At 53.7% G+C, this 23069-nt stretch carries 19 protein-coding genes; 14 read left to right on the top strand and 5 right to left on the bottom strand.

Annotated elements, in window-relative coordinates; genetic code table 11:
* Nucleotides 1-9: 9 nt before the first annotated feature.
* The 7 genes from KI367_RS01480 (at nt 10) to KI367_RS01450 (ending at nt 7476) form a co-directional block, all read left to right on the top strand.
* Complete coding sequence (locus KI367_RS01480) at nt 10-450, top strand: CoA-binding protein (RefSeq protein ID WP_212947094.1); 441 nt, start codon at nt 10-12, stop codon at nt 448-450.
* Nucleotides 451-662: 212 nt separating this feature from the next.
* Nucleotides 663-2549: a glucose PTS transporter subunit IIA gene (locus tag KI367_RS01475; protein WP_212947093.1), complete on the top strand. Its 1887-nt coding sequence runs from the start codon at nt 663-665 to the stop codon at nt 2547-2549.
* On the top strand, nt 2546-4321 hold the full coding sequence (gene ptsP / locus KI367_RS01470) for a phosphoenolpyruvate--protein phosphotransferase (protein ID WP_212947092.1): 1776 nt from the start codon (nt 2546-2548) through the stop codon (nt 4319-4321). Before KI367_RS01475 ends, ptsP begins: the two co-directional genes overlap by 4 nt.
* A 345-nt stretch (nt 4322-4666) precedes the next feature.
* Nucleotides 4667-5110, top strand: coding sequence for a hypothetical protein (locus tag KI367_RS01465; protein WP_156124515.1), 444 nt, complete (start codon nt 4667-4669; stop codon nt 5108-5110).
* A 104-nt stretch (nt 5111-5214) separates the two neighbouring features.
* Nucleotides 5215-5559: a bacillithiol system redox-active protein YtxJ gene (ytxJ, locus tag KI367_RS01460; RefSeq protein ID WP_036707638.1), complete on the top strand. Its 345-nt coding sequence runs from the start codon at nt 5215-5217 to the stop codon at nt 5557-5559.
* 93 nt (nt 5560-5652) lie between these two features.
* Entirely contained in the window at nt 5653-6663 is a 1011-nt protein-coding gene (ccpA, locus tag KI367_RS01455) for a catabolite control protein A (RefSeq protein WP_212947090.1), read from the top strand.
* A gap of 114 nt (nt 6664-6777) precedes the next feature.
* On the top strand, nt 6778-7476 hold the full coding sequence (locus KI367_RS01450; RefSeq protein ID WP_212947088.1) for a 5'-methylthioadenosine/adenosylhomocysteine nucleosidase: 699 nt from the start codon (nt 6778-6780) through the stop codon (nt 7474-7476).
* Nucleotides 7477-7677: 201 nt separating this feature from the next.
* On the opposite strand, the gene KI367_RS01445 is transcribed toward KI367_RS01450, so the two are convergent.
* Nucleotides 7678-8310, bottom strand: a complete 633-nt coding sequence (locus tag KI367_RS01445; protein WP_036707640.1) for a GNAT family N-acetyltransferase — start codon at nt 8308-8310, stop codon at nt 7678-7680.
* 291 nt (nt 8311-8601) lie between these two features.
* Here KI367_RS01445 and acsA point away from each other — a divergent pair, with 291 nt between their 5' ends.
* Nucleotides 8602-10326: an acetate--CoA ligase gene (acsA, locus tag KI367_RS01440; RefSeq protein WP_212947086.1), complete on the top strand. Its 1725-nt coding sequence runs from the start codon at nt 8602-8604 to the stop codon at nt 10324-10326.
* A 225-nt stretch (nt 10327-10551) separates the two neighbouring features.
* Here the strand turns inward: acsA and KI367_RS01435 are convergent, their stop codons facing one another.
* Together KI367_RS01435 and rpsD are read right to left on the bottom strand one after the other, a co-directional pair.
* Nucleotides 10552-13710: a penicillin-binding protein 1A gene (locus KI367_RS01435; protein ID WP_212947084.1), complete on the bottom strand. Its 3159-nt coding sequence runs from the start codon at nt 13708-13710 to the stop codon at nt 10552-10554.
* 197 nt (nt 13711-13907) lie between these two features.
* Nucleotides 13908-14507, bottom strand: a complete 600-nt coding sequence (rpsD, locus tag KI367_RS01430) for a 30S ribosomal protein S4 (RefSeq protein WP_212947082.1) — start codon at nt 14505-14507, stop codon at nt 13908-13910.
* Between the two features lie 437 nt (nt 14508-14944).
* On the opposite strand from rpsD, the gene KI367_RS01425 reads away from it, so the two are divergent.
* From KI367_RS01425 to KI367_RS01405, 5 genes are all read left to right on the top strand, one after another.
* On the top strand, nt 14945-16924 hold the full coding sequence (locus KI367_RS01425) for a sensor domain-containing diguanylate cyclase (protein WP_212947075.1): 1980 nt from the start codon (nt 14945-14947) through the stop codon (nt 16922-16924).
* A 156-nt stretch (nt 16925-17080) separates the two neighbouring features.
* Complete coding sequence (locus tag KI367_RS01420) at nt 17081-17908, top strand: hypothetical protein (RefSeq protein WP_036707651.1); 828 nt, start codon at nt 17081-17083, stop codon at nt 17906-17908.
* 186 nt (nt 17909-18094) lie between these two features.
* Nucleotides 18095-19210: an aminopeptidase gene (locus KI367_RS01415; protein WP_036707653.1), complete on the top strand. Its 1116-nt coding sequence runs from the start codon at nt 18095-18097 to the stop codon at nt 19208-19210.
* Nucleotides 19211-19319: 109 nt separating this feature from the next.
* Nucleotides 19320-19565 (top strand): HPr family phosphocarrier protein, encoded by a 246-nt coding sequence (locus tag KI367_RS01410; RefSeq protein ID WP_036707782.1) that lies wholly within the window; start codon nt 19320-19322, stop codon nt 19563-19565.
* Nucleotides 19566-19795: 230 nt separating this feature from the next.
* Nucleotides 19796-20089: an Fpa/YlaN family protein gene (locus KI367_RS01405; protein WP_036707656.1), complete on the top strand. Its 294-nt coding sequence runs from the start codon at nt 19796-19798 to the stop codon at nt 20087-20089.
* Between the two features lie 84 nt (nt 20090-20173).
* On the opposite strand, the gene cax is transcribed toward KI367_RS01405, so the two are convergent.
* Nucleotides 20174-21238: a calcium/proton exchanger gene (gene cax / locus KI367_RS01400; RefSeq protein WP_212947073.1), complete on the bottom strand. Its 1065-nt coding sequence runs from the start codon at nt 21236-21238 to the stop codon at nt 20174-20176.
* A gap of 148 nt (nt 21239-21386) precedes the next feature.
* On the opposite strand from cax, the gene KI367_RS01395 reads away from it, so the two are divergent.
* Nucleotides 21387-21773, top strand: coding sequence for an Asp23/Gls24 family envelope stress response protein (locus KI367_RS01395; RefSeq protein WP_212947071.1), 387 nt, complete (start codon nt 21387-21389; stop codon nt 21771-21773).
* A gap of 57 nt (nt 21774-21830) precedes the next feature.
* Here the strand turns inward: KI367_RS01395 and ftsW are convergent, their stop codons facing one another.
* Entirely contained in the window at nt 21831-23060 is a 1230-nt protein-coding gene (ftsW, locus tag KI367_RS01390) for a putative lipid II flippase FtsW (RefSeq protein ID WP_212947069.1), read from the bottom strand.
* Between the last annotated feature and the right edge of the window lie 9 nt (nt 23061-23069).

The following is a 23069-nucleotide window of genomic DNA, read 5'->3' as shown; positions in this document are numbered from 1 at the left end:
GGATCAGACATGGCTTTCGAAAATCCGACGCGCGACGAAATCAGGGAAATTCTGCAGCAGGCCGGAAATATAGCCGTCGTCGGTCTGTCCGATAAACCGGACCGGACCTCCTACATGATCGCCGAGGCGATGCAAGGCCGCGGCTACCGCATCATCCCGGTCAATCCGAACGCGGCGGGACGCCAAATTTTGGGCGAAACCTGCTATGCTTCGTTGAAAGATATTCCCGAGCCGGTAGACATCGTCAACGTGTTTCGCCGAAGCGAATATTGCGCGGACGTTGCGCGGGAAGCGGCCGGGATTCATGCGAACGTGTTATGGCTGCAGCTCGGCATCGTCAGCGATGAGGCGGCGGCTATCGCCGGGCAGAGCGGCATGAAAGTCATCATGGACCGCTGCATCAAAGTGGAAGAGGCGATCACGCAGCCGGACCGGTCTGGGCACCGTTAATTCGGCCTGCGAGGCCAGGCATCTCCGGGATTTGCTTCCCGGGGATGTTTTTTTGCCCGTTCAGGGCGCTTGTCCGCTTGGTCGGAATCTTGCAAATCCTTTTTGACAAAATGTCGATCTAAGCTTACCATTTGAAATAGCGCAGATTTTGCAGGAACCGGTAAGCATGGCTTTGCAATTTCTGATCTGTTTTTGAAAGGAGAGTGCCTTTCTTGAATTGGCTCGGATCACTGCAGCAGCTCGGAAGAGCGGTTATACTGCCCACGATGGTCCTTCCATCAGCCGCCATTTTGCTGAGCGTAGGCAGTCTTCCCTGGGCCGCATGGGGTCTTCCTCACGTCGCTGAGGTATGCACGTGGGCCGGACAGGGCATCTTCTATTTCCTCCCGTATCTGTTTGCGGTCGGCGTCGCCTGGGGGCTTTCGAACCAAGCCGGGCCGGCGGGACTAGCGGCGCTTGCGGGCATGTTTATCTACGACCAGATCACGCGGCATATGGGCGGCGGCAATATACAGCCCACGACGCTGATCGGCGTGCTTTTCGGGATATTGTCGGGCGTCGCCTCGAACCGATACAAGCATATCAAACTGCCTGAAGCGGTGCAGTTTTTTGGCGGTTCAAGGTTTGTCCTTCTGTTCATGGGGTTGTTTTCGACGCTGTTTTCCTGGGCGCTGCTGTTCATCACCCCTTATTTGCAGAAGGGGCTGGACGAGCTGACGCTGCTCATGAACCATTTGGGCGGATTCGGCTTGTTTTTGTACGGCATTTTGTACCGGGTTCTGACGGCGTTTGGGCTGCATCATCTGCTCAACAACATTTTCTGGTTTCAGGCGGGGTCCTATCAGACTCCTTCTGGAAATATCGTGCAGGGCGACCTGCCGCGCTTTTTTGCGGGCGACCCGACGGCGGGCGGCTATATGGCGGGGTTGTTCCCGATCATGATGTTCGCGCTGCCGGCCATCGCGCTTGCGATCATCCAGGAAGCCCGCGAGGACTTGAAGCCGAAGATCAAAAAGACATTTTTGACGGCGGCGCTCGTATGCTTTTTAACAGGGGTGTCCGAGCAGATCGAATTCGCGTTTTTGTTCGCGGCGCCGTATTTGTTCATTTTGCACGCGGTGCTATCCGGGGCGGCCATGTGGCTTACCTACGAGCTGGATATCCATCACGGCTTCTCCTATTCGGCGGGGGCCATCGATTTTTTCCTGAACCTGCATCTGTCCCATCACGCCTGGCTGCTCATTCCGATCGGCATCGGCTACGGTTTTGTCTATTATTTTCTGTTCCGGTGGGCGATCCGCAGGTTCCAGATTCCGACGCCCGGCCGGGAGGAAGGTTCGAACCTCGAGGATTGGGCGGGGAGCATTCCCTACCAGGCGCCGCTTATTTTGGAAGCGTTGGGCGGCAAGGACAACATCGTACAGGTGGAATCCTGCATTACCCGGCTGCGGCTGACCGTCAAAAACGACAGGCTCGTGGACGGCAATGCGTTAAAGCTGCTCGGGTCGGCGGGCCTCATCAAGCTTGGCGGAGGAAACGTCCAAGTGGTGTTCGGCACGTATTCCGAACTGATCCGCGAGGAAGTCAACAAACTGCTCCAGCGGGACCTGCCGCGCGTGCTTTTCAGCGCGCCGGTGCAGGGCCGGATGCTTCCGATCGAGGAAGTGCCGGATCAGATTTTCGCGGCGAAGCTGGTCGGCGACGGGGTCGCCTTCATGCCGGAGCGCGGGGAACTGGTCTCGCCTGTTTATGGAACGATCGTGCACGTTTATCCTACGATGCATGCCATCGGCATCTCGACGCCGGACGGCCTCGAAGTGCTGCTTCATATCGGGATCGACACCTCCCAGCTTAAGGGAGGGCATTTTTCGGCGGTCGTGAAGGAAGGGGATGCCGTCGAGCCGGGTCAGCTGCTCGTCAAATTCGACCTGGCCTACATCAAGGCCCATGCGACATCGATCGCGACGCCGATGGTCATTACGAATCCGGACCGCGTCAAATCCTGGAGCTTCGCGCCGTTCAAAACGGTCAAAAAAGGACAGACGTCGGTCATGTCCGTAGTATTACACGACAGAAATGTTGGAGGTTTGGAAACATGATTCAAGGTATCGGAGCATCTGCCGGCATCGCAATTGGAAAAGCATTCGTCCTGCCGAACTGGGAATGGGATCTGCCCGAAACCGGCATAGACGCAGTTGATCTGGCCAATGAGTTTGAGCGGCTGTATGAAGGGATACGCACCTCCAAAAACGAAATCGAATATATCAAAAACGAGTTCCGCGATATCGTCGGGGAAGAGGAATCCAGCATCTTCGATGCGCATTTGGCGATTCTGGACGATCCCGTGTTCATGAACGAAATCCAGGGCGTCATCGAACGGCAGTACAAGGCGGCCGAAGTCGCGGTGAAGGAAGCGATCGACCACTTTGTTACGATGTTCGACCTGCTGGACGACGAATATATGAAGGAGCGGGCGATGGACATCAAGGACGTCGGCAACCGCCTGTTGAAGCATCTGCTTGGCGCGCCGGAAATTACGCTTCCTTCGGATACGCAGCCTTACGTGCTTGTCGTGAAGGAGTTGTCCCCGTCCCAGCTCGCCCATTTGAATCCGGCCCATGTCCTGGGCGTCGTCACGATGGTGGGCGGCAAAACGTCCCACGCCTCGATCATGGCACGGGCGCTTGGCATTCCGCTCGTGGCCGGCATCGAGGGGAAACTTGCCGAACCGATTCAAACGGGGGATCTGATCGTGATGGACGGCGATTCCGGCAAGCTGTTCGTCAATCCGGACAAAAAAACCGTCGACCAGTTCGAATGCACGCGGGTGGAGCAGCAGGTCCGCAAGGAACGGCTGGAGCTGCTCGCCTCGGTCGAAGCCGTCACGAAAGACGGCACGGAGATGCGTTTGTCGGCCAACATCAGCTCGGTAAAGGAACTCGACATGGCCGTGAAATACGGGGCCCTTGGCGTGGGGCTCTTCCGGACGGAGTTTTTGTACATGGATCGCGCGAACTTCCCGAGCGAGGAGGAGCAGTTCCAGGTTTACCTTCAGATTGTTCGGAAAATGGAGGGACGCCACACGGTCATCCGGACGCTGGACATCGGCGGGGATAAGCAGCTCGATTATTTTCCGCTGCCGCAGGAGGACAATCCTTTCCTCGGCTTCCGCGCGATCCGGATCAGCCTGGAACGCCAGGAGCTTTTCCAGACGCAACTGACGGCGATTTTGCGCGCTAGCGCCTACGGCAAAACCAAAATCATGTATCCGATGATTTCCTCGGTGGATGAAGTGAGACAAGCCAACGAGATTTTGCGCCGCGCCATGGCCGATTTGGATGCAAGGGGCATTCCGTACGATCCCGAGATTCCGGTCGGTGTCATGATCGAAGTCCCTGCGGCCGTCACGATCGCGGATTTGATCGCCAAGGAATGCGATTTTTTCAGCATCGGCACGAATGACCTGGTTCAATACGTGCTCGCGGTGGATCGGATGAACGAACAGATCGCCCATATGTATCATCCTTACCACCCGGCGATCCTCCGCATGCTGCGCACGATCGTGGAAGCGGCGCGCGATGCGGGCATTCCCGTCAGCGTGTGCGGGGAGATGGCGGGGGACGAACGTTCCATACCGCTCTGGATCGCGCTAGGCGTTCACGATTTGAGCATGTCGATCCAATCGCTGCTCCGGGTGAAGCACCGGATTTTGAACACGTCGGCCCAAGAGGCGCGCGCTGTCGCCGAGGAATGTTATAAGCTGACCACGAACGGCGAAATCGAAAGGCTGCTGACCGAATTTAACGAATCCAGCCGTTTCGAGAACCAAGCGCGCCGGAAGGATGAAGGAAAAGACACCCACGTTTCGTGAGGTTGAAGCTGCAATCGATTAATGATAAAAACGCATGAAACCCCGCATTCATTTCGAGTGCCGGGTTTTTTTTCGGCGAAAAGTGACAGGCTTCGGAAAAGCGAAGGGCTTTCATCTCCGCTCCCGTTCTTCCGCTAACTGCGAGCTGTCTTTCTGAAGGTTACATCAACCGGATACCAATTCTGCTGGGAACCGGCCGATATGAAAGAGATGGGCTTTTTGGTAAATAAAACAGCTGGCCCAAGCAGGGAGGAATCGCGGCCTGCAGAGGCGAATACCAACATCAGCCGGTATCGGCACTCATCCGAGTAGACAGATAGAAGAGAGAGATTGAGGTGGGGTATTGTGTCAATGAAATGCAACTGCGAGCAAAGCCTGAAACTGGAGCTTCGGACGGTCAAATACAGCCGGAGCGTGACGATCCGCCATGTCCCCGTACTGGTTTGCGATCAATGTATGACGTACGAACTTATACCTTCCATGCGGTCGGACTTGAAGAGATGCATCGATTTGCTGGGGTCCGATCCGGGAAAAACGAGCTTTTCGATGACGGACCACCATGAACTGGCCGGCGTCATTTACGACGTGCTGGCCGATGAGGATTGTCCCGATGACAGGCTGCACGCAAAATTCGAAGACGAAATCGAGGGGCGGATCAACCTCCTCTTGGATATGTATAGATTGGCCGAGGGCATGCGCGACGATCAATGGGTATCGGACATACGCCAGCGCCTTTCGCAGCTGTCTGTCATCCTGCCGGAAATGAATGTATTTCATGCCGATGTATGAAAACAAAAAAATTTCAGAATTATTTTCATAGTTCGTTGGATTTTTCACGAAGTTTTTGATACGATAGAAGGAGGAATGAATCGAAAAAAGGAGATGTATATCAAATGGCGACGATGACCAAACTGACTACTAGCCAGCAGCTGCATTCCGCATTGGCTGCTTCGGACGAAAAGCCTTTGCTCCTGTTCAAGCACAGCACGCGCTGCCCGATCAGCGCCGGGGCCTATCAACAGATGATGTCATACTTGCAAAACGAGCCGAACGAAGCCGTAGAATACGCATTAATCCATGTGGTCGAGGATCGCCCGGTCTCGCTGGAAGCGGCGGATCTGCTTGGCGTGCAGCATGAATCCCCTCAGGTGATTCTGGTCAAAAATCAGGCGCCGGTCTGGCATACATCTCATTCTCATATCACGGAAGATGCTTTGAAACAGCACCTGAAAGGATAGTAAAGCGTTATCATTGCAGAATGCGACAATTTGTCGTATCATAATTTTAATGGGTTGACGAGTGAAAATTTATTGGCAATGGAGAGAAGGAATTTGACGGTAACCATTTACGATGTGGCACGTGAAGCAGGCGTATCGATGGCAACGGTATCGCGGGTTGTAAACAACAACCCCAACGTGAAGCCTCAGACCCGGAAAAAAGTATATGAAGCAATCGAACGTTTGGGATATCGCCCTAATGCGGTGGCAAGAGGCCTTGCCAGCAAAAAAACGACGACGGTCGGGGTAGTCATTCCCGATATCTCGAACTCTATTTTTGCGGAAATCGCCCGGGGCATCGAAGATATCGCCAACATGTACCACTATAATATCATTTTGTGTAACGCCGATAAGAAGAAGGAAAAAGAAATTCGCGTCATCAACACGCTGCTCGAGAAACAGGTCGACGGCTTGCTGTTCATGGGCGGAACCGTAACGGAAGAGCATATTCAGGCATTCCAAACCTCCGCCGTACCGATTGTGCTTTGCGCGACGCGGGATGAACAGGGAACCTATCCTTCCGTGGATATCGACCATGAAGCGGCGGCATTTGACGCTGTCAACACGCTCATCCGCCACGGCCACCGCGAAATCGCGATGATCAGCGGCACGCTTCAGGACCCTGCCAACGGGTACTCCCGTTTCCAAGGGTACAAAAAAGCGCTGGAGAACGCGGGAATCGAATACCAGGAGGACCTTGTCCGCATCGGTAACTACCGCTACGAGTCCGGCGTCGAAGCCATGAAATATTTCCTCGGGCTGAAGAAAAAGCCGACGGCTATCTTTGCGGCAACGGACGAAATGGCGATCGGCGCCATTCACAGCATCCAGGACGAAGGGCTGAAAGTGCCTGACGATTTCTCCGTGATCAGCGTCGACAATACGCGTATGGCTTCCATGGTTCGTCCGCTGCTGACAACGGTTGCTCAGCCGATGTACGATCTTGGCGCGGTGGCCATGCGTCTGCTGACCAAGCTGATGAAAAAGGAAAACGTGGACAACCCCCGGGTTATTTTGCCGCATGAGACGATTTTGCGTTTATCCGTCAGCCACGTGAACGAATAAGAAATAGAAACGATATGAAAAAGGTTATGTTACGCTGAAAAAAAGCTTCCTTGCGGGAGCTTTTTTTCACATATCGGTCTGGAAACCGAAATTTAGGAAAAGGGAGAATGCAAGATGCCGGAAACAATCGGAATCATTGGAGCGATGGACGAGGAGGTCGAGCTGCTGCTGGCCGGGATGAACGGCTCGGAAACGGTGGAGAAGGCCGGAGTCCGCTATCATAAAGGGACATTCCACGGCAAAAACGTCATCGTCTGCAAATCGGGAGTCGGGAAAGTGAACGCCGCGGTGACGACGCAAATTTTGATCGACTTTTTCGGCGTATCGAAAGTGTTGTTCACGGGCGTCGCAGGCGCCGTTCATCCGGAGCTTAACATCGGCGACATCGTCATTTCCTCCGAATGCCTTCAGCATGATATGGACGTGACGGCGCTCGGTTTCGAACGCGGGGTCATCCCTTATCAGGAGGTTTCCGTTTTTCAAGCCGACAAGGCGCTGGTCGCGCTTGCCGAAAAGGCGTGCAGCACGCTTGGCGAAGTGAATTTCCGCGTCGGACGGGTGCTCTCCGGCGATCAATTTATCGCCAGCGTGGAACAGGTCTCCTGGTTCTATGAACATCTGCAGGGGGCGTGCGTCGAGATGGAAGGGGCGGCGGTCGCCCAGGTTTGTTACATGAACGGCGTGCCGTTCGTGGTCATCCGTTCCATGTCGGACAAAGCCGACGGTTCGGCGCATGCCAACTTCGCCGAGTTTACGGTGGCGTCTTCGCGCCGTTCGCATGCCATTTTGGATGATATGCTTCGGCAAATGTAAAATCGGCTCATCAGCGAACAAGCTGCCCGGCAAGGTTGGCCCCAACCCCGGGCGGCTTGTTTGCCGTTGGAAGATGCGGCGGACCAGAAGAGGGGGGCTGCCGGCCATTGAGCGCATAACAAATAAGCCGTCCCGGACGAGAGCGGCGCTCGGCAGGGGACAGCCGTGTGTTTTATGAGATGGATTTTGCCAAAGCTCGGGCTAATACATGAAACGCTGCTGAAAACGGATGCGGTCGAACTGCTCCTTCGACGAAATCGGAACATCCCGGCCGATCCGGACCATAAGGCAGTTGGCCGGATGCGAGCAAATTTCCGGATCGTCGGTCGCGTACCAGACCATGTCGACGACCTTCATCAGCCGTTCCATCATTTTGCGGTAATCCCATACGTTCAGCCCGCTGCTTTTTAAATCCCAATGCCAATAATATTCCGTCGTGAACACGATATATTGTTCCATTTGCCCGCCTTCGAAGGCGGTTTTGATCATCTTCTGGCCGAGGCCCAGCGACCGGTAATCGTTGGCCACCTCGATGGCGCCAAGCTCGATCAAATCCTCCATATGGCCTTGGGACCAGCGCTCTTGCTCGTCCGGATAATGGAAGGTGACGTAGCCGACGATGATGTTTTCCTCGCGGGTGATGATGATCCTTCCCTCCGCAAGCCCGGCGATTTCGATCAGCGCTTCGTGCTGGTCTTTCGGACGGCGGAACGCATCGAGGTCGGGGTGCATGGTTAACTCGGACAATCTTCCGGGCGGCACGGGGCCTTCAACGACCAAGCAGCGCTCGCCAAGAGGCACGGTTTCGACATGGTACAATTTCAGGTGTTCCATCTGGACGCTCCTTTCGGCTTCTAACCTACTTATAGCAAAAAAACAATTAAATGAAAAGCGATGGCAGGAATTTTCATCCTATGTTATAATGATTTCTGACAAAAAACAGTCACAATTTTTGATCTTTACATCTGCCAGACCTGCTGTATCATGTTTTTCGCTTATCGGAATCATCGGAAAAAGGTTTTGAAGACTGATTGCGTGTGTATGTTGTCATTATGGCATGAACTCATACAAATTGTAAGCGCTGCCCTATCAATTTTTGGGAGAAACAGAGGGAGGATGAAAGAAATGGATCAAAATCAAAACGAAATTTTACCAAGCGTCGCCACAACGTCCAACCTGGGCGATTATGAAGAAGCCCGCTCGAAATTCCAATGGGAGGAAGTCGAGAAGCACTTCAGCTGGTACACGACCGGGAAGGTCAATATGGCGTACGAGGCCATCGACCGTCACGTTGCGGAAGGCCGCGGCGACAAAAAGGCTTTGCTCTATAGCGACGCTGCGCGGGACGAAAGTTATACCTTCGGCGATTTGAAGGAGCAATCCGACAAGTTCGGCAACGTTCTCCGCAAATACGGGATCGGCAAAGGCGACCGGGTGTTTATTTTTATGCCGCGCAGTCCTGAACTCTATTTTTCTCTCATGGGCATTCTGAAAGTGGGTGCCGTCGTCGGCCCGTTGTTCGAAGCGTTTATGGAGACGGCCGTTAAAGACCGTCTGGAAGACAGCGGCGCGGTAGCGCTCGTCACGACAAGCCAACTGCTTGGCCGGGTCAAGCGCGACGAGCTGCCTGAGCTGAAGCATATTTTCGTGGTTGGGGACCAAGTTGAGGAAGACGGACAAATTCATGATTATTTCGGCGAAATGAAAGAAGCTTCTTCCGACCTTTCCATCGAATGGCTCGACCGGAACGACGGCTTGATCATGCACTACACTTCGGGTTCGACCGGGAAGCCGAAAGGCGTCTACCATGTGCAAAATGCCATGATTCAACATTATTACACGGGCAAAATGGTGCTGGACCTGCGCGAAGACGATATTTATTGGTGTACCGCCGATCCGGGCTGGGTGACGGGCACGTCGTACGGCATCTTCGCTCCGTGGCTGAACGGCGCAACGAACGTTATTCGCGGCGGACGCTTCAGTCCACAGGATTGGTACGGCACGATCGCTAAAAATAAAGTAACGGTATGGTACAGCGCTCCTACCGCATTCCGGATGCTGATGGGCGCAGGGTCGGACATCATTTCCCAATTCGACCTGAGCAGCCTCCGCCACGTGCTTTCCGTCGGGGAGCCGCTGAATCCGGAGGTTGTTCGCTGGGGACATAAAGTCTACGGCCAGCGCATCCATGATACGTGGTGGATGACGGAAACCGGAGGGCATTTGATCTGTAACTATCCATCGATGGCGATCAAGCCGGGATCGATGGGCCGTCCGATTCCAGGCGTGGAAGCCGCGATTCTCGACGACAACGGCAACGAGGTTCCGCCGTATACGATGGGCAACCTGGCCATCAAAACGCCTTGGCCGTCCATGATGAATCAGATCTGGAATAACCCTGCCAAATATCAGGAATATTTCCGGATCCCGGGCTGGTACGTTTCCGGCGACTCGGCTTACATGGACGAAGACGGGTATTTCTGGTTCCAGGGGCGCGTCGACGACGTCATCAACTCCTCCGGCGAACGGATCGGACCGTTTGAGGTGGAAAGCAAGCTCGTCGAACATCCGGCGGTAGCCGAAGCCGGCGTCATCGGCAAGCCCGATGCTACCCGCGGCGAAATCATCAAAGCGTTTATCTCGCTCCGCGAAGGTTATCAGGAATCCGAAGAGCTGAAAAACGAAATTTATAAATTCGTGAAAGAGGGACTCTCCGCCCACGCGGCGCCGCGTGAGATCGAATTCCGCGACAAGCTGCCGAAAACGAGATCCGGCAAAATCATGCGCCGGGTGCTCAAGGCTTGGGAGCTGAACCTGCCGACAGGCGACCTGTCCACGATCGAGGATTAATCGCATAAACCGTTTATCCAGGAAGCACCGGATCATTCGTTCCGGTGTTTCTTTTTGTTGGGAGGGGATATCCCTGAGCAGGCGGTTTACCGGATTGCAGCCGTTCGATGGCCGGGGAAGCAGGGGGTTAGGGTGGGGCGGGACGGAGCGTTTTCTGGGAAATTGACTTTAAAACGTAGAAAAAAAGCTTACCCTGCGATTTGCAGAATAAGCCTTGGATGGCCGTCATTTTTTCTCGAAATACGAGGCCGGGGATGGAGGGGATTCCCCCGCCGAATTAACGGCCGTGACCCGGAAATAACCCGCTACCGGCGCCGCTGCTGCATATTGGAAGCCGGGCTCGCGGCTGGAGCCGATTTTGGAGTAGGACCCATTGGGTTTCTCGCTGTAATAAACGTAGTATTCCGTCACCTTTTCCTCAGGACGGGACGGATTCCATTGGAACAGGATGCCGTTTTCCAGCGGCGAAATCTGCAGGCTTACAGGCGAAGCAGGCGCCTGCAGCTGCGCGTCCGAACCCGTAACGGATTGGCCCGGAATTTGCTGGCCATTGGCGCCCGGATCGAGCGATGTGCCCGGGTCGACCGATGTGCCTGGAACGATCGGAGCGCCGGGGTCCGTGATTGCGCCGTTGTCTCCAGGGAGCCCGATCATTCCGTCGCCGAGGCTGCTTACCGTTGCGCTTGGCGCCGATTCTTTGCCTGCGACATCGACCGCCGTCACATAAAACGCGGAACCGGCATCGGCAGGGCTGGTGAATGAAGTCGCATTGCCCGCCAGCACGATTTTGCCCGTATTTTGGAAAGCGCCGCCGTTTTGGGACCGGTACAGCCGGTATCCGACGACATCCGATTGCCCGGATGGATTGAACGTAATCGTTGCGCTGCTGCCGTTCAATGCCATTCTGACGTTGCCTGGCGCAGCCGGAGGAGCGCCGTCATCCACCCGCGGATCGATTTCGGTCGGCATATCCTCGCCGGCATCGCGCGGAATATAGTAGGAAAGCGGCTCATGGCCTCCGCGCATTTTGGCGAATGCGGCTTCAAGCTCCTTGATGAGGTCCGGAATCGGTTTCTCGCGTTTAATGACGACCTTTTCCTTCAGCATATCCTCAGGCGTTCCATCCTTCGGAATGTAGTTGACCCCGTTGTACGTGATGTATTTGACTTTGGCGATGGCGTCATCGCTTGCTTTAGGCACGTATTTTACGTTAAACAGATCGGTCACGAATTTATCGGTTAAGGAAGTCGGCAGTTTACCGCTATAGGCCGAAACCGTCTTGGAAACGATGCCTTCGGGTTTATCGAATTTCGCCGTCTTGAACAAATCCGCTTCCTTTTCAGCGACTTCGTTCATGATCAACGTCCATATGGACTGGGCCCGCTTTCTGGCCGATTTGGTCGTCAGCGTGTTTTTCGGCTCCTTGTAGCCTACCCATACGCCAAGCGTGACGTCAGGCGAATAACCCATAAACCAAACGTCGGCATAGTTTTGCGTGGAACCGGTTTTCCCGACGATCGGGATTTGTTTGAAATGCTTGTAGTTTTTGCGGACAACATCGCCGGTTCCGTCCGTAATGACGGTGCGTAGCATATCGGTCATCAGATAGGCGGTCTGCTTCGAAAATGCCTGCACAGGCTTGGATTCATGCTGGTAAACGATGTTGCCGTTCGAATCGACGATTTTTTCGATCATATAAGCATCGTTGAACGTACCCTGGTTGGCGATGGCGCTGTAGGCGTTCGTCAGCTCTTCGACGGTGACCCCGTACTTCAGACCGCCCAGGACGCCCGTTTGGGCCGAATAATCCTCTTTTTGGATCGTCGTGATGCCGAGCTTTTTGGAAAAAGCCCATGCCGCGTCGATGCCGACGACATTGTTATACAGCTTCAAGGCGATCGTGTTCACGGACTTGTTCAACGCTTTCCGCGCCGTCATCAATCCGCTGTAACCCGAAGTCGAGTTTTTCGGGATGTGGAATCCCTTTTGGCCGTCCTTCAGAATGATCGGGGCGTCGTCCAGGATGCTTGCGGGCTGGATGGCGCCGGATTCGATGGCAGGCAGATAAGCGGCGATCGGTTTCATGGTCGACCCCGGCTGGCGAACCATCTGCGTGGCGTAGTTCATCTGTTCTTTGTTGAAGTCCCGGCCTTCGAGCATGCCCAAAATGGCGCCCGTCTTGTTGTCGATCATCATGGCGGCCGTTTGCTCAGGACCTTTCGTTTTGCTGTCCGGTCCGAAGTTATCCTTGTTTTCGCCGATTTTATGCATCGAATTATAAACGCGTTTATCGATGGTGGTGTATACGCGGTATCCGCCGGTCTTCAGCTGTTGATTTGCCGCCTCGAGCAAATCGCTGTCTCTTTCGGACGGATCTTCCGGGTCTTTGCCCGCGTTTTTCAAATTCAGCTCCATCAAAATTTCCGAAGCCTGGCGTTCGGTCTCCATCATCAGGTAAGGGTAGGTCGAATACGCCTTTTCGACGCGGGGAGCGAGCGCCTTGCGGATATCGAAGGCCATCGCTTCCTTGTACTGGGCTTCCGTGATTTTGTTTTCCTCCAGCATGCGGCGCAGCACGAGGTGCTGGCGGTCCAGCGCCCGCTTGAAGGCGTCCGGATTGAAATCGCCCTTGGAATTGTAAGCGGAGTACCGGGTCGGAAGCTGCGGCAACCCCGCAAGGTAAGCGGCCTGAGCGACGTTAAGCTGATTCAGATCATTGATATTAAAAATGCCCTTTGCAGCTGCTTTGATTCCGTACAAGTTGTATCCGCTGGCGCCCTTGCCGAAAGGCACCTTATTCAGGTAAGCGGTCAGAATCTCTTCTTTCGTCATGAACCGCTCCAGGCGGAGCGCAAGCAATATCTCCTTGATCTTCCGGTCATCGGTCTTGTCGAGGCTCAGGAAAACGCGTCTGGCCAACTGCTGCGTCAATGTGCTGCCGCCGGTTTGGACGGATTCTTTCAGCACCTTTTGCCTTACGGCACGCAGCGTGCCCTTCATGTCTACGCCATTATGTTCAAAAAAGTGGTTGTCTTCTATGGATATGACGGCATCGATGACTAATTTCGGAATTTGCTTGTATTCGACGGGACGCCGGTCTTCATCCGTGCGGATTTGACCGATGGGCGTCTGTTGGTCGCGAAAATAAGCAAAGCTGGTGATGGCGTTTTCACCCATTTTCTGATCGATCAGTTCCCTGGAGCGGACGGGTTCGTCTTTGACGATATAAGCGACGTAACCCATGGCGGTGCCTCCGACGAACAGGGCTCCCATCAGTCCGACGACAAACAGCCAGAGGATGACCAGGCCCGTGACCCGGGCGTAGGACCGCCTCGGTTTCGTGGCTGGCTGCTTATCCGGTTTTTTATTGTTATTTTCAACCATTCGCGTGCGTTCCTCCTTTTAACGGAACTATTATAGCATAATTTGCGGATTTTGAATGCAGGGAGCGAATGAGGGCTTTTTTTCGTGAGATTTGACATATTTGAAGGGCAAATCGTACAAAGCAGGCGAGCAGAAAAGTTCGCGAAAAAAGCAAAAAGCCCGGAACCGAAGGTTCCAGGCTTTCTTTAAGGCAAAGATTAACGGTTGTAGAATTCGACGATTTGTTTTTCGTCGATGTCTTGGGAAAGCTCAGCGCGTTCAGGCAAACGGATGTATTTGCCTTCCATTGCCGCATCGTTGTATTCCAGGTAGCCTGGAAGATGGCTGCGGTTTTCCAAAGCTTCTTTGATGGAAGAGAGGCCGCGGCTTCTTTCGCGAAGACCGATTACGTCGCCGATGTTCACCATGTAGGAAGCAACGTTGACTTTTTTCCCGTTAACGGTGATGTGACCGTGGGAAACCAGCTGACGAGCGCCTGCACGGGAGTTGGCGAAGCCAAGACGGTAAACGAGGTTGTCCAGGCGGCTTTCCAGCAAGAACATGAAGTTTTCGCCGGCGATCCCTTGCATTTTTTGAGCTCTGTGGAAAAGGGTGCTGAACTGTTTTTCACCCAAACCGTACATGTGGCGCAGTTTTTGCTTTTCAGCGAGCTGCATGCCGTAGTTGCTCATTTTTCTCCGTTGGTTAGGACCGTGTTGTCCCGGAGGGAACGGGCGTTTCAATTCTTTGCCTGTACCGCTCAGGGAGATGCCCAAACGGCGGCTCAGTTTAAATTTAGGACCAGTGTAACGTGCCATGTTATAGTAGACTCCTTTATTTTCAAATATTAATGTGAAATAGGGCTCTATTTGCGCCGGGTTAGTTGATTGTGTTAGCCTTATCGGCAGTAACACCTGATTGAAAAGTTCAGCCGCTGTTCGATCAGCAACAAACCGCGAGAGGGTGACACAACGTTACGCCCAAATTCAGACTGAATACAGTCTTGTTCATCAATAGATTTTAAACGAATGCTCATGGCAAAGTCAAGTCCTGAGAAATATCGAGAAACATCTAATTTTGTCGATAGGCCTATGGTCCTAAAAAAGTAGGACAAAATCTCTGAAATTTTGATGCAAAATCGGTTTGAAGAGAGTAGAATAAGGGTATTATGAAAGTTTTTGAAGATTTACCGCTTATTTCGACCACCATGGTGCCGTGCGACACCTTTTAACACGGTGTAAAGGAGCGCCTGCTAATGCCAGAACATCAACAGGATTTTTCCAAACATCAAAGTTTGTTTCAGACCCATATCGAAACGGCGTCTCCGAGCGAGTCTTCTCATTTATGGTTGAAGGAGATGGACATCACCGGCCATGACTTGCCTTACGTTCGGGAGGTCCTGCAGCAATCCTTCGAGGATTGGCGAAAGGAGACGGGGGCGCTGCCTTTTTCGCAGCAATCCGAATGGGCCGTCGCCGATCACGAGGGCGCTTACGCATGCGGCGAGACGGCGGTCCATGAACTGCTTGCCGCGCATTGCCCGGACCTTTTGAAGCGCTGCCTGGCATCGCATGAAACGGTTTGCGGCGATATCGGACCATCCGGCCGTTATGGATTCGCCGGACGAACGGTATGCCTCGTGCCCATACTGTCGCGGAACGGGCAGCTGCTTGTTGCCGTGCTTGCTTGCGTGCTTCCGAAGGACGGAAGCAGCGGAGGGACCGATGCCGTCCATGCGACCGCGCTGCATTACCGCTCTTGTTTTTTCAGACGCTATGAATACATATTCGTGTCCGACGTCATGAAGGTTCAAAAAAATGCGGAACGCGAGGCCAGCCGCAGATCGATCCTGTTCCAAATCATGCAGCGGATGCATGACCAAATCGACGTGGATACGGTGATCACCGAAGTGCTCGACAGCATCGCGATCCTGTATCCTTCCATTGAGCTCAGCCTCATGATGTCCCAGGATCACGAGCACCACAACCCGAGGGTGAGGCCGCTGGTGTTCCACCCGTGGGGCGAAGACATTTGCGTGCGGGCTTTTATGGACGGAAGATTGACGGTTCAGGAGGGCATGGAGGGACGGGATGAGGCCGAGATCGCCATTCCGTTCGGGGGCAAGCAGGGCATTTACGGCGTGTTCCATCTGAAAATGACCCGCGAACTGAAGGAAGATCTGGATCTGCAGCTCATTACGATGATGATCGATACCGCCGGCAACGCCTTTGAAAATGCCAAGCTGTACGAGCAATCCAATTTGCTGATCCATGAGCTCCGGCTGATCAACGAACTGACGCAGCGGCTTAATCAAAGCCTGCAGCTCGCGGACATCTACAAACTCGCGACGGGGGAACTGCTCAATATTTTTAACGCGGATTATTGCTGCTTCCTTCAATTGAATGAGGAACGAAACATGCTCGAGGTCATGTCGTGCAACGAGCCGTCGCTTTCGCGGGACCTTTTCAGCAAAGATTACGGCTTCGGCGGACTGGTATACGAAAAAAAGGAACCGATCATTTTATCGGATTACCATTTGAACACCAAGGTATCGTCCAAACTGATGGAAGTGACCGGTTCGCAATCGCTGATCGCTACGCCGTTAAGCGTCAACGGCAAGGTGATCGGAGCCGTTTTGCTGACGCATCGCAGCCCGCATTTTTTCTCCTACGACAATTACCGCCTGCTCCAAACGCTGGCCAGCCATATCGGGCTGTCCGTCAGCAACGCTCTGTTGCATGCCGAGCTCAGGCGCATGGCGAACCGCGATATGCTGACCGACATGTATGCCCGACATTATCTCGACGAAGCGATCCAGGATTCGCAGGCCAAAGATTTTTGCGGCTCCCTGATCGTCGTGGACATCGACCAGTTCAAGCAGGTCAACGATACCTACGGCCATCAAAAAGGCGACAAAATTTTGAAGCAGGTCAGCGAAATTTTGAAAACGTCCATCCGGCCCGTCGATATTCCCGCAAGATGGGGCGGCGAAGAACTTGCGGTATATTTGCCGCAGCTCGGCCTTCATCAGGCGATGAAGGTGGCGGAAACGATCCGGACGCGGGTGGCGCGGGAGACCAATCCCGGCGTGACCGTGTCGAGCGGCATTGCCGAATGGTGCATCCTCGACAAGCACATCAGCGTGGACAGCCTGTTTTACAGAGCCGACATGGCGTTGTACCGCGCCAAAAACAGCGGGCGCAACCAAATTCAAATCGAAGACATGCACGAATGAGAAAGAGCGATCTGTGCCAAGCAGCAGGCGCTCTTTTTTTTGCGCAAAGATAATCGTTCGGGGGCGTCCCGGGCGGCCCGTTTTCGGACGACGGCTGCATAATCGTTTGCGGCACAGGCAAGCCTAAGCCCAAAAGTCCGAGAAGAGGGATGCCTTATGAAAAAAAGGAGATTCTGCCGCGGCTTCGCCGTATGGCTGTGCATATGTTTGGGGTTGACGGGGTGCGGCATGTTCCAAAACCAAAAAAGTCCGGAAGCGTGGTTCAAGCAGACGCTCGGCGGGTTAGCCGGCATCGATTCCTTCAAGTTTAGCGGGGAAGCGGCCGTACGAACCCAATCGGAAAAGGGCTTTCGGGAAAGCTTGGCCTACGAGGGGATCCTGACCGAACACGACAAGCTGACGATCCGCAGCATGCTGCCTGCGCAAGCCGCCGGCAAGAATGCATCGAATGCGATGCGAACCAGCAGCTACCATGCGGCCGAATCCGGATTCCGGCGGCAGGACGGCCATTGGGTTCATCTGTTCAGCGAGGGCAGCGCGGCGCTGGGCACCTCCTTGGCCCGCTTTAATCCGCTCGCGCAACTCGACGCGATCGACAAGCTGCCGAAGCAGATCAGGGAGGCTTCGGGAGCGGCCCGCGGAACGAAGGTGCTCCGGATCGAGCTTACCCCGCCGGCCGCCAAACAGTGGCTTGCCGAGCAGCTGGAAACCGAGATGGATGCGGTCCGGAAGCAGGCAGAGGAATCCGGCCAGGGGCTTTCCGCCAAGGAAAAGCGCCGGCTGACCGACGTATGGAACAAGGGTAACGGCCAAATGAAGCAAATGCTCGAACACGCGGAAGTCGAAATGGTGTATTATTTGACGATCGACAAACGGACCGGCTTTCCGGTCAAGCTTTCTTCCGAGAGCGATATACGCTACCTCAATCTGCATCATCGGGAGGAACATGAACAGATGGTCAACGACGTCGCTTTTCACCCATGACGGGGGTGCGGCTCCTTTGGTCGATGGATTAAACATACCGCTAGACGCCGCGGTTCATCCCGCGAAGTGGGCCGATCGGCGTTTTCTTACTGTTTGAAGCCGGAAGAAAGTGCTACAATAGAGGACGAATAAATTAACCTTTGTTCAAAAAAATATACTGCACGGATTTTTAGGAGGAATAAACAGATGCGAGATCCTAGAATTCAGAAGCTTGCCGAAAACCTGGTGGGTTATTCGGTAAACGTACAGCCGGGCGAAAATGTCCTGGTCGAAATGATCGGCTCGGAGCGGGATTTGCTGAAAGCCGTGATCGAAGAGGTACATAAACGCGGGGGCAACCCGTTCGTCGAATTGACGGACAGAGGGGTGCAGCGCGCGATGCTCATGAACGCAACCGAAGAAATGGTTAAAACGTGGGCGGAATACGATTTGGAACGCATGAAAAAAATGGACTGCTACATCGGCATCCGTTCCGGCGAAAACGTAAACGACCTCGCGGACGTGCCGGACGACAAAATGCGTTTGTTTAACCGCCTGTACAATCATCCCGTTCACAGCGGGCAGCGCGTCAACCATACGAAATGGGTCGTTCTGCGCTATCCGAACGCGAGCATGGCGCAGCTGTCCAATCAAAGCACCGAAGCCTTCGAGGATTTCTACTTCGACGTGTGCAACCTGGATTACGCCAAAATGGACAAAGCGCAGGATCCCCTGGCCGAGCTGATGAGAAAAACGGACAAAGTCCGGATCGTCGGTCCGGGCACCGATTTGACGTTTTCGATCAAAGGGATCGGGGCGACCAAATGCGCGGGCGAAAAAAACATCCCCGACGGCGAAGTGTACAGCGCGCCCGTCCGCGATTCCGTCAACGGCACGATCAGCTACAACACCAGCACCGTATATCAAGGCATCACCTTCGAAAACATCAAGTTCACGTTTAAAGACGGAAAGATCGTCGAAGCGACAAGCAACGATACCGAGCGCTTGAACCAAATCCTCGATTCCGACGAAGGCGCCCGTTACATCGGCGAGTTTGCGATCGGTTTTAACCCGTACATCCTGCATCCGATGAAGGATACCCTGTTCGACGAAAAAATCGCGGGCAGCATCCATTTTACGCCGGGGCAAGCCTACGAGGATTGCGACAACGGCAATCGTTCGTCGATCCACTGGGATATCGTTTTGATCCAGCGCCCGGATTACGGCGGCGGCGAAATTTATTTTGACGACGTGCTGATCCGCAAGGACGGACTGTTCGTAATCGACGAACTGAAAGGCCTCAACCCCGACCAGTTGGTGTAATCTTCGAAAACGAACCAGAAATCCCTTGCACAGGAAAGCGGATTCAATGTATCATGAAATTGGCAGCATGAATATAATACCTGATACCAAAAGCTACGGAGGGATCACAATGTCCAGTAATAACGCAGCTGTAGTGGAAATCGCCCAAACAGCGGGCAAGTTTACTTCTTCCATTGTGCTTCAGGCAGACAACAAGTACATTGATGTCAAAAGCATTCTGGGTTTGTTTACGACCCTTGTAAGCAATAAAGGCTATGAACTCCATGTTCATGGACCGGATGCGGATGAGGCGAAAGCGGCTATGAAAGAAGTATTCGCGAAACACGGCCTGAAAGTCGAAGTCGTAGAAGAATAATGATTCTAAAGAAAGCGTTCTGCCCATGCGGCAGGGCGCTTTTTTTAAGCGGTCTTTCACGAACATGCAAACTATTTTTCCCAATGATGCTTCGGATTAAAGCGGTCCGGTTTGGGCGAAGGTGCGCCGGTGGACGTTTTTATTACGATGTTCTTGTATTGGGCTCTGATTTCGTCTAATATTAAAGAAGAGAACAAGGGTGTGACTTTTGGACATAGGGGGGAAGATGCATGACTTCTTCTGAGCTGCAGGAACAGTTGAACATGAAAGCAATCAGTCTTCTACAAGAAGATGCAGATAAAATACAGAAGCTTATCGAAGTACAAATGGAGAATCTGGCAACCCGCTATTGCCCTCTCTATGAGGAAGTGCTGGACACCCAGATGTACGGATTTTCGAGAGAAGTCGACTTCGCGGTCAGAGCAGGGCTGCTCCCCGAGGCGGCAGGCAAACAGCTTGTCAGCCAGCTCGAACGCAATTTGGCGATCCTTTACGAGGCGCTGAACAACAAGAAGGCGGAATAAGCCGGTTCTTTTTTTCAGGTCCAAAAACGTTAAAAAGCATGAACTCCTTGAACGGAGTCCATGCTTTTTTTGTGCGCCGGCACGTTACACCATAAAAAAGGAAACGCCGAGAATGACATAAACGACCAGCAGCAGCAAACCTTCGTACCAGTTGGTTTTGCCGTCCTGGATGATCGATTTGGCGATAAATACCGAGACCCCGATGGCCAGCAGTTCAATGACCGAAAATACGAGGTTCATGGTGTTGCCGAAGAAAAAGCTGGCAAACACGAGCACGGGCGCTACAAACAGGGCGATCTGCAGGCTGCTGCCCACGGCGATTTCGACGGCCGCGCCGATTTTGTTTTTCATAGCCAGCATAATCGCCGCGCTGTGTTCGGCAGCGTTCCCGATGATCGCGACAAGGAAGGCACCGACAAACAGCTCGCTCAGGCCGAATTTGCTCGTAAACGTCTCCAGCGTCCCGACAAGCCATTCGCTGACAAACGCGACCATGACGGTGGCGATAATCAGGTAAAGGATCGATCTGCCCTTGGACCACTCGGGCCCATGCTCATGCGGCAGCTCCTCGTTTTCCGTCACGTCGGCGAGGTAATCCTTATGCGTGATCATGGAAAAAATAAGCCAGAAAATGTACGCCACGATCAGAATCCCTGCTACGATCAGGCTCAGCATCTTGGAATCGCTGGTCGTGATGGCATGCGTGTTCAGGAACACGGCCGGAACGAACAAAGAGATAACCGCCACGATCATCAGCGATCCGTTCATGCCGGCCAGCGAAACGTTGAAACTCTGGATCTTGAATTTCAAGCCGCCTGCAAAAATGCTTAATCCAAGCACCAGCAGCAGGTTGCCGATGATGGAACCGGTCAAGCTCGCCTTCACCATATCGAACAGCCCTTCTTTGACGAGAAAGATGGCGATGATCAGCTCGGCTGCGTTACCGAATGTTGCATTCAGAAAACCGCCCAAGCGCTGGCCGGCATAGTGGGCGACGCTTTCCGTCGCTTTCCCCAGGAAGCCTGCCACAAAGATGACGGAGATGGCTGCGAGAACGAACTGAATCGTCGAATCCCAGCCCCCGTAGTGGGCGACCCCGCTCAGGACGAAGAATGCAATCAGCAGAAAAGGGCTCAACCATTTTTTCAATTTTCGACACCTCGAGATATGTAGGATGAACATTCTTTCTCAATATACCCAAAACATGCTAAGTTGTAAACAAATCGGCGGTCCGATATTTGCTTTTGATTCCCGTAGGATTTACAATAATTGATAATGAGGCGAAGGAGGAAGGGGAATGACTGAACAACTTCAATTGGAGTCCGGAACGATCCGGATCGCAGATGATGTCGTATCGAAAATTGCCGGATTGGCTGCGCTCGAAACCCCTGGCATTGCCGCCATGTCGGGCGGATTGTCGGAAGGCTGGGCCAAGCGCCTGAGCGGCAAAAACGTGCAGAAAGGCGTTACCGTGGAGGTCGGGCAGCTCGAAGCCGCGATCGATTTGCGGATCATCGTTTTGTATGAAACCCCGATCCACGAGGTATGCCGCATGCTGCAGCAAAATGTCCGCACGGCGGTGGAGAGCATGACGGGACTGCGGGTCGTGGAAGTAAACGTCAAGGTCGAAGGCGTCGCCTTCAAGGACGATGAAATCGAGGACGTTTCGACACGCGCGAAATAAAACGGCCAAACAGAGCCGCAGGATGGCATCACCCTGGATCGAACCGAAAAAAAGAGACTACACGGATCTCCGGTAGTCTCTTTTGATTTGCACGGACTTGACGACTTCCTGTTTGGCAGGCTGGTTCACCGATCGCGAAATGCTCAGCATGATTCCCATGGCAAACATCATGATCAGCAGGGAGCTGCCTCCGTAACTGATGAACGGAAGGGTAACCCCGGTCAAAGGGATGGTCTGCGACACCCCGCCGATGTTGACGAAGGCTTGGATGGCGAACAGCCCCATGACGCCGATGCCCACGAGCGTTCCGAAAGGATCGGGACACCTGAGCGCGATGATGATGCCCCGCCATAGAAAATAGACGTAGACCAGCAGGAACAGGCTTGTCCCGATAAAGCCGAATTCCTCCGCCATGACCGGAAAAATAAAGTCGTTGTACGGATTTTTGATGTAATTCAGCTTTTGGATGCTTTTGCCGAAGCCGGTGCCGGTCACTTGGCCGTTCCCGATCGCGGTCAAAGACTGAATCAGGTTATAACCCGTATCTTCGGGATCCTGGTAGGGATCGATCCAAGCCATGATCCGTCCCATCTTGTAATTGCTCGACTGCGTCTGCGGCGCATCGCTATGCGTGATCGATTTGATCAGGGAATTGGCGCCGAGCACGAGGCTCGCTCCCAGAACGACCAGGAGGAACGATCCGAGCATATGTTTCAGGCTGGCGCCTCCCGCATAAATGATGAGCGCGCTTGTCGCCACGAGGATCAGGGTGGAGCCCAGATCCGGCTGCATCATGATAAGCCCGGCCACGAAGCCGACGATGACCATGACGGGAATATAACCCGTCCGCAAATCCCTGAAGCGCTCTCCCTTTTTGACGATCAAAGCGGAAAGATACAGGATGATCGTAATTTTGGCGAGCTCCGTCGGCTGGATCCCGAGTCCGGCGATCTGCAGCCAGCTGCGGGCGCCATTGATGCCGCTCGTAAAGGGCACGAGCACCAGCAATATGACGGTGAAGAAAAACATCGGCACGAACAGCTTTTTATATTTGGTGTAGTGGATGTTCATCGCCACAAACATGACAACGGTGCCCAGGAGGGCCCAAATGAACTGTTTTTTCGTGAAATAAAGCGGGTCATGATTGAATTTCTCGCTGGAAATGGTGAGGCTTGAACTGGCACTAAACACCATCACCAGCCCAAAACCGACCAACAGAAAAGTAAGGATTAGCAGCTGAAAATCCGGCGCCCCTCTTTTCCTCAGTTGGGGTTTCTCTTGAGTCATAAAGGGCCT

The sequence above is a fragment of the Paenibacillus cookii genome, assembly GCF_018333375.1.
Taxonomy (GTDB): domain Bacteria; phylum Bacillota; class Bacilli; order Paenibacillales; family Paenibacillaceae; genus Paenibacillus_AQ; species Paenibacillus_AQ cookii.
This window is presented reverse-complemented; position numbering and strand designations above follow the sequence as displayed.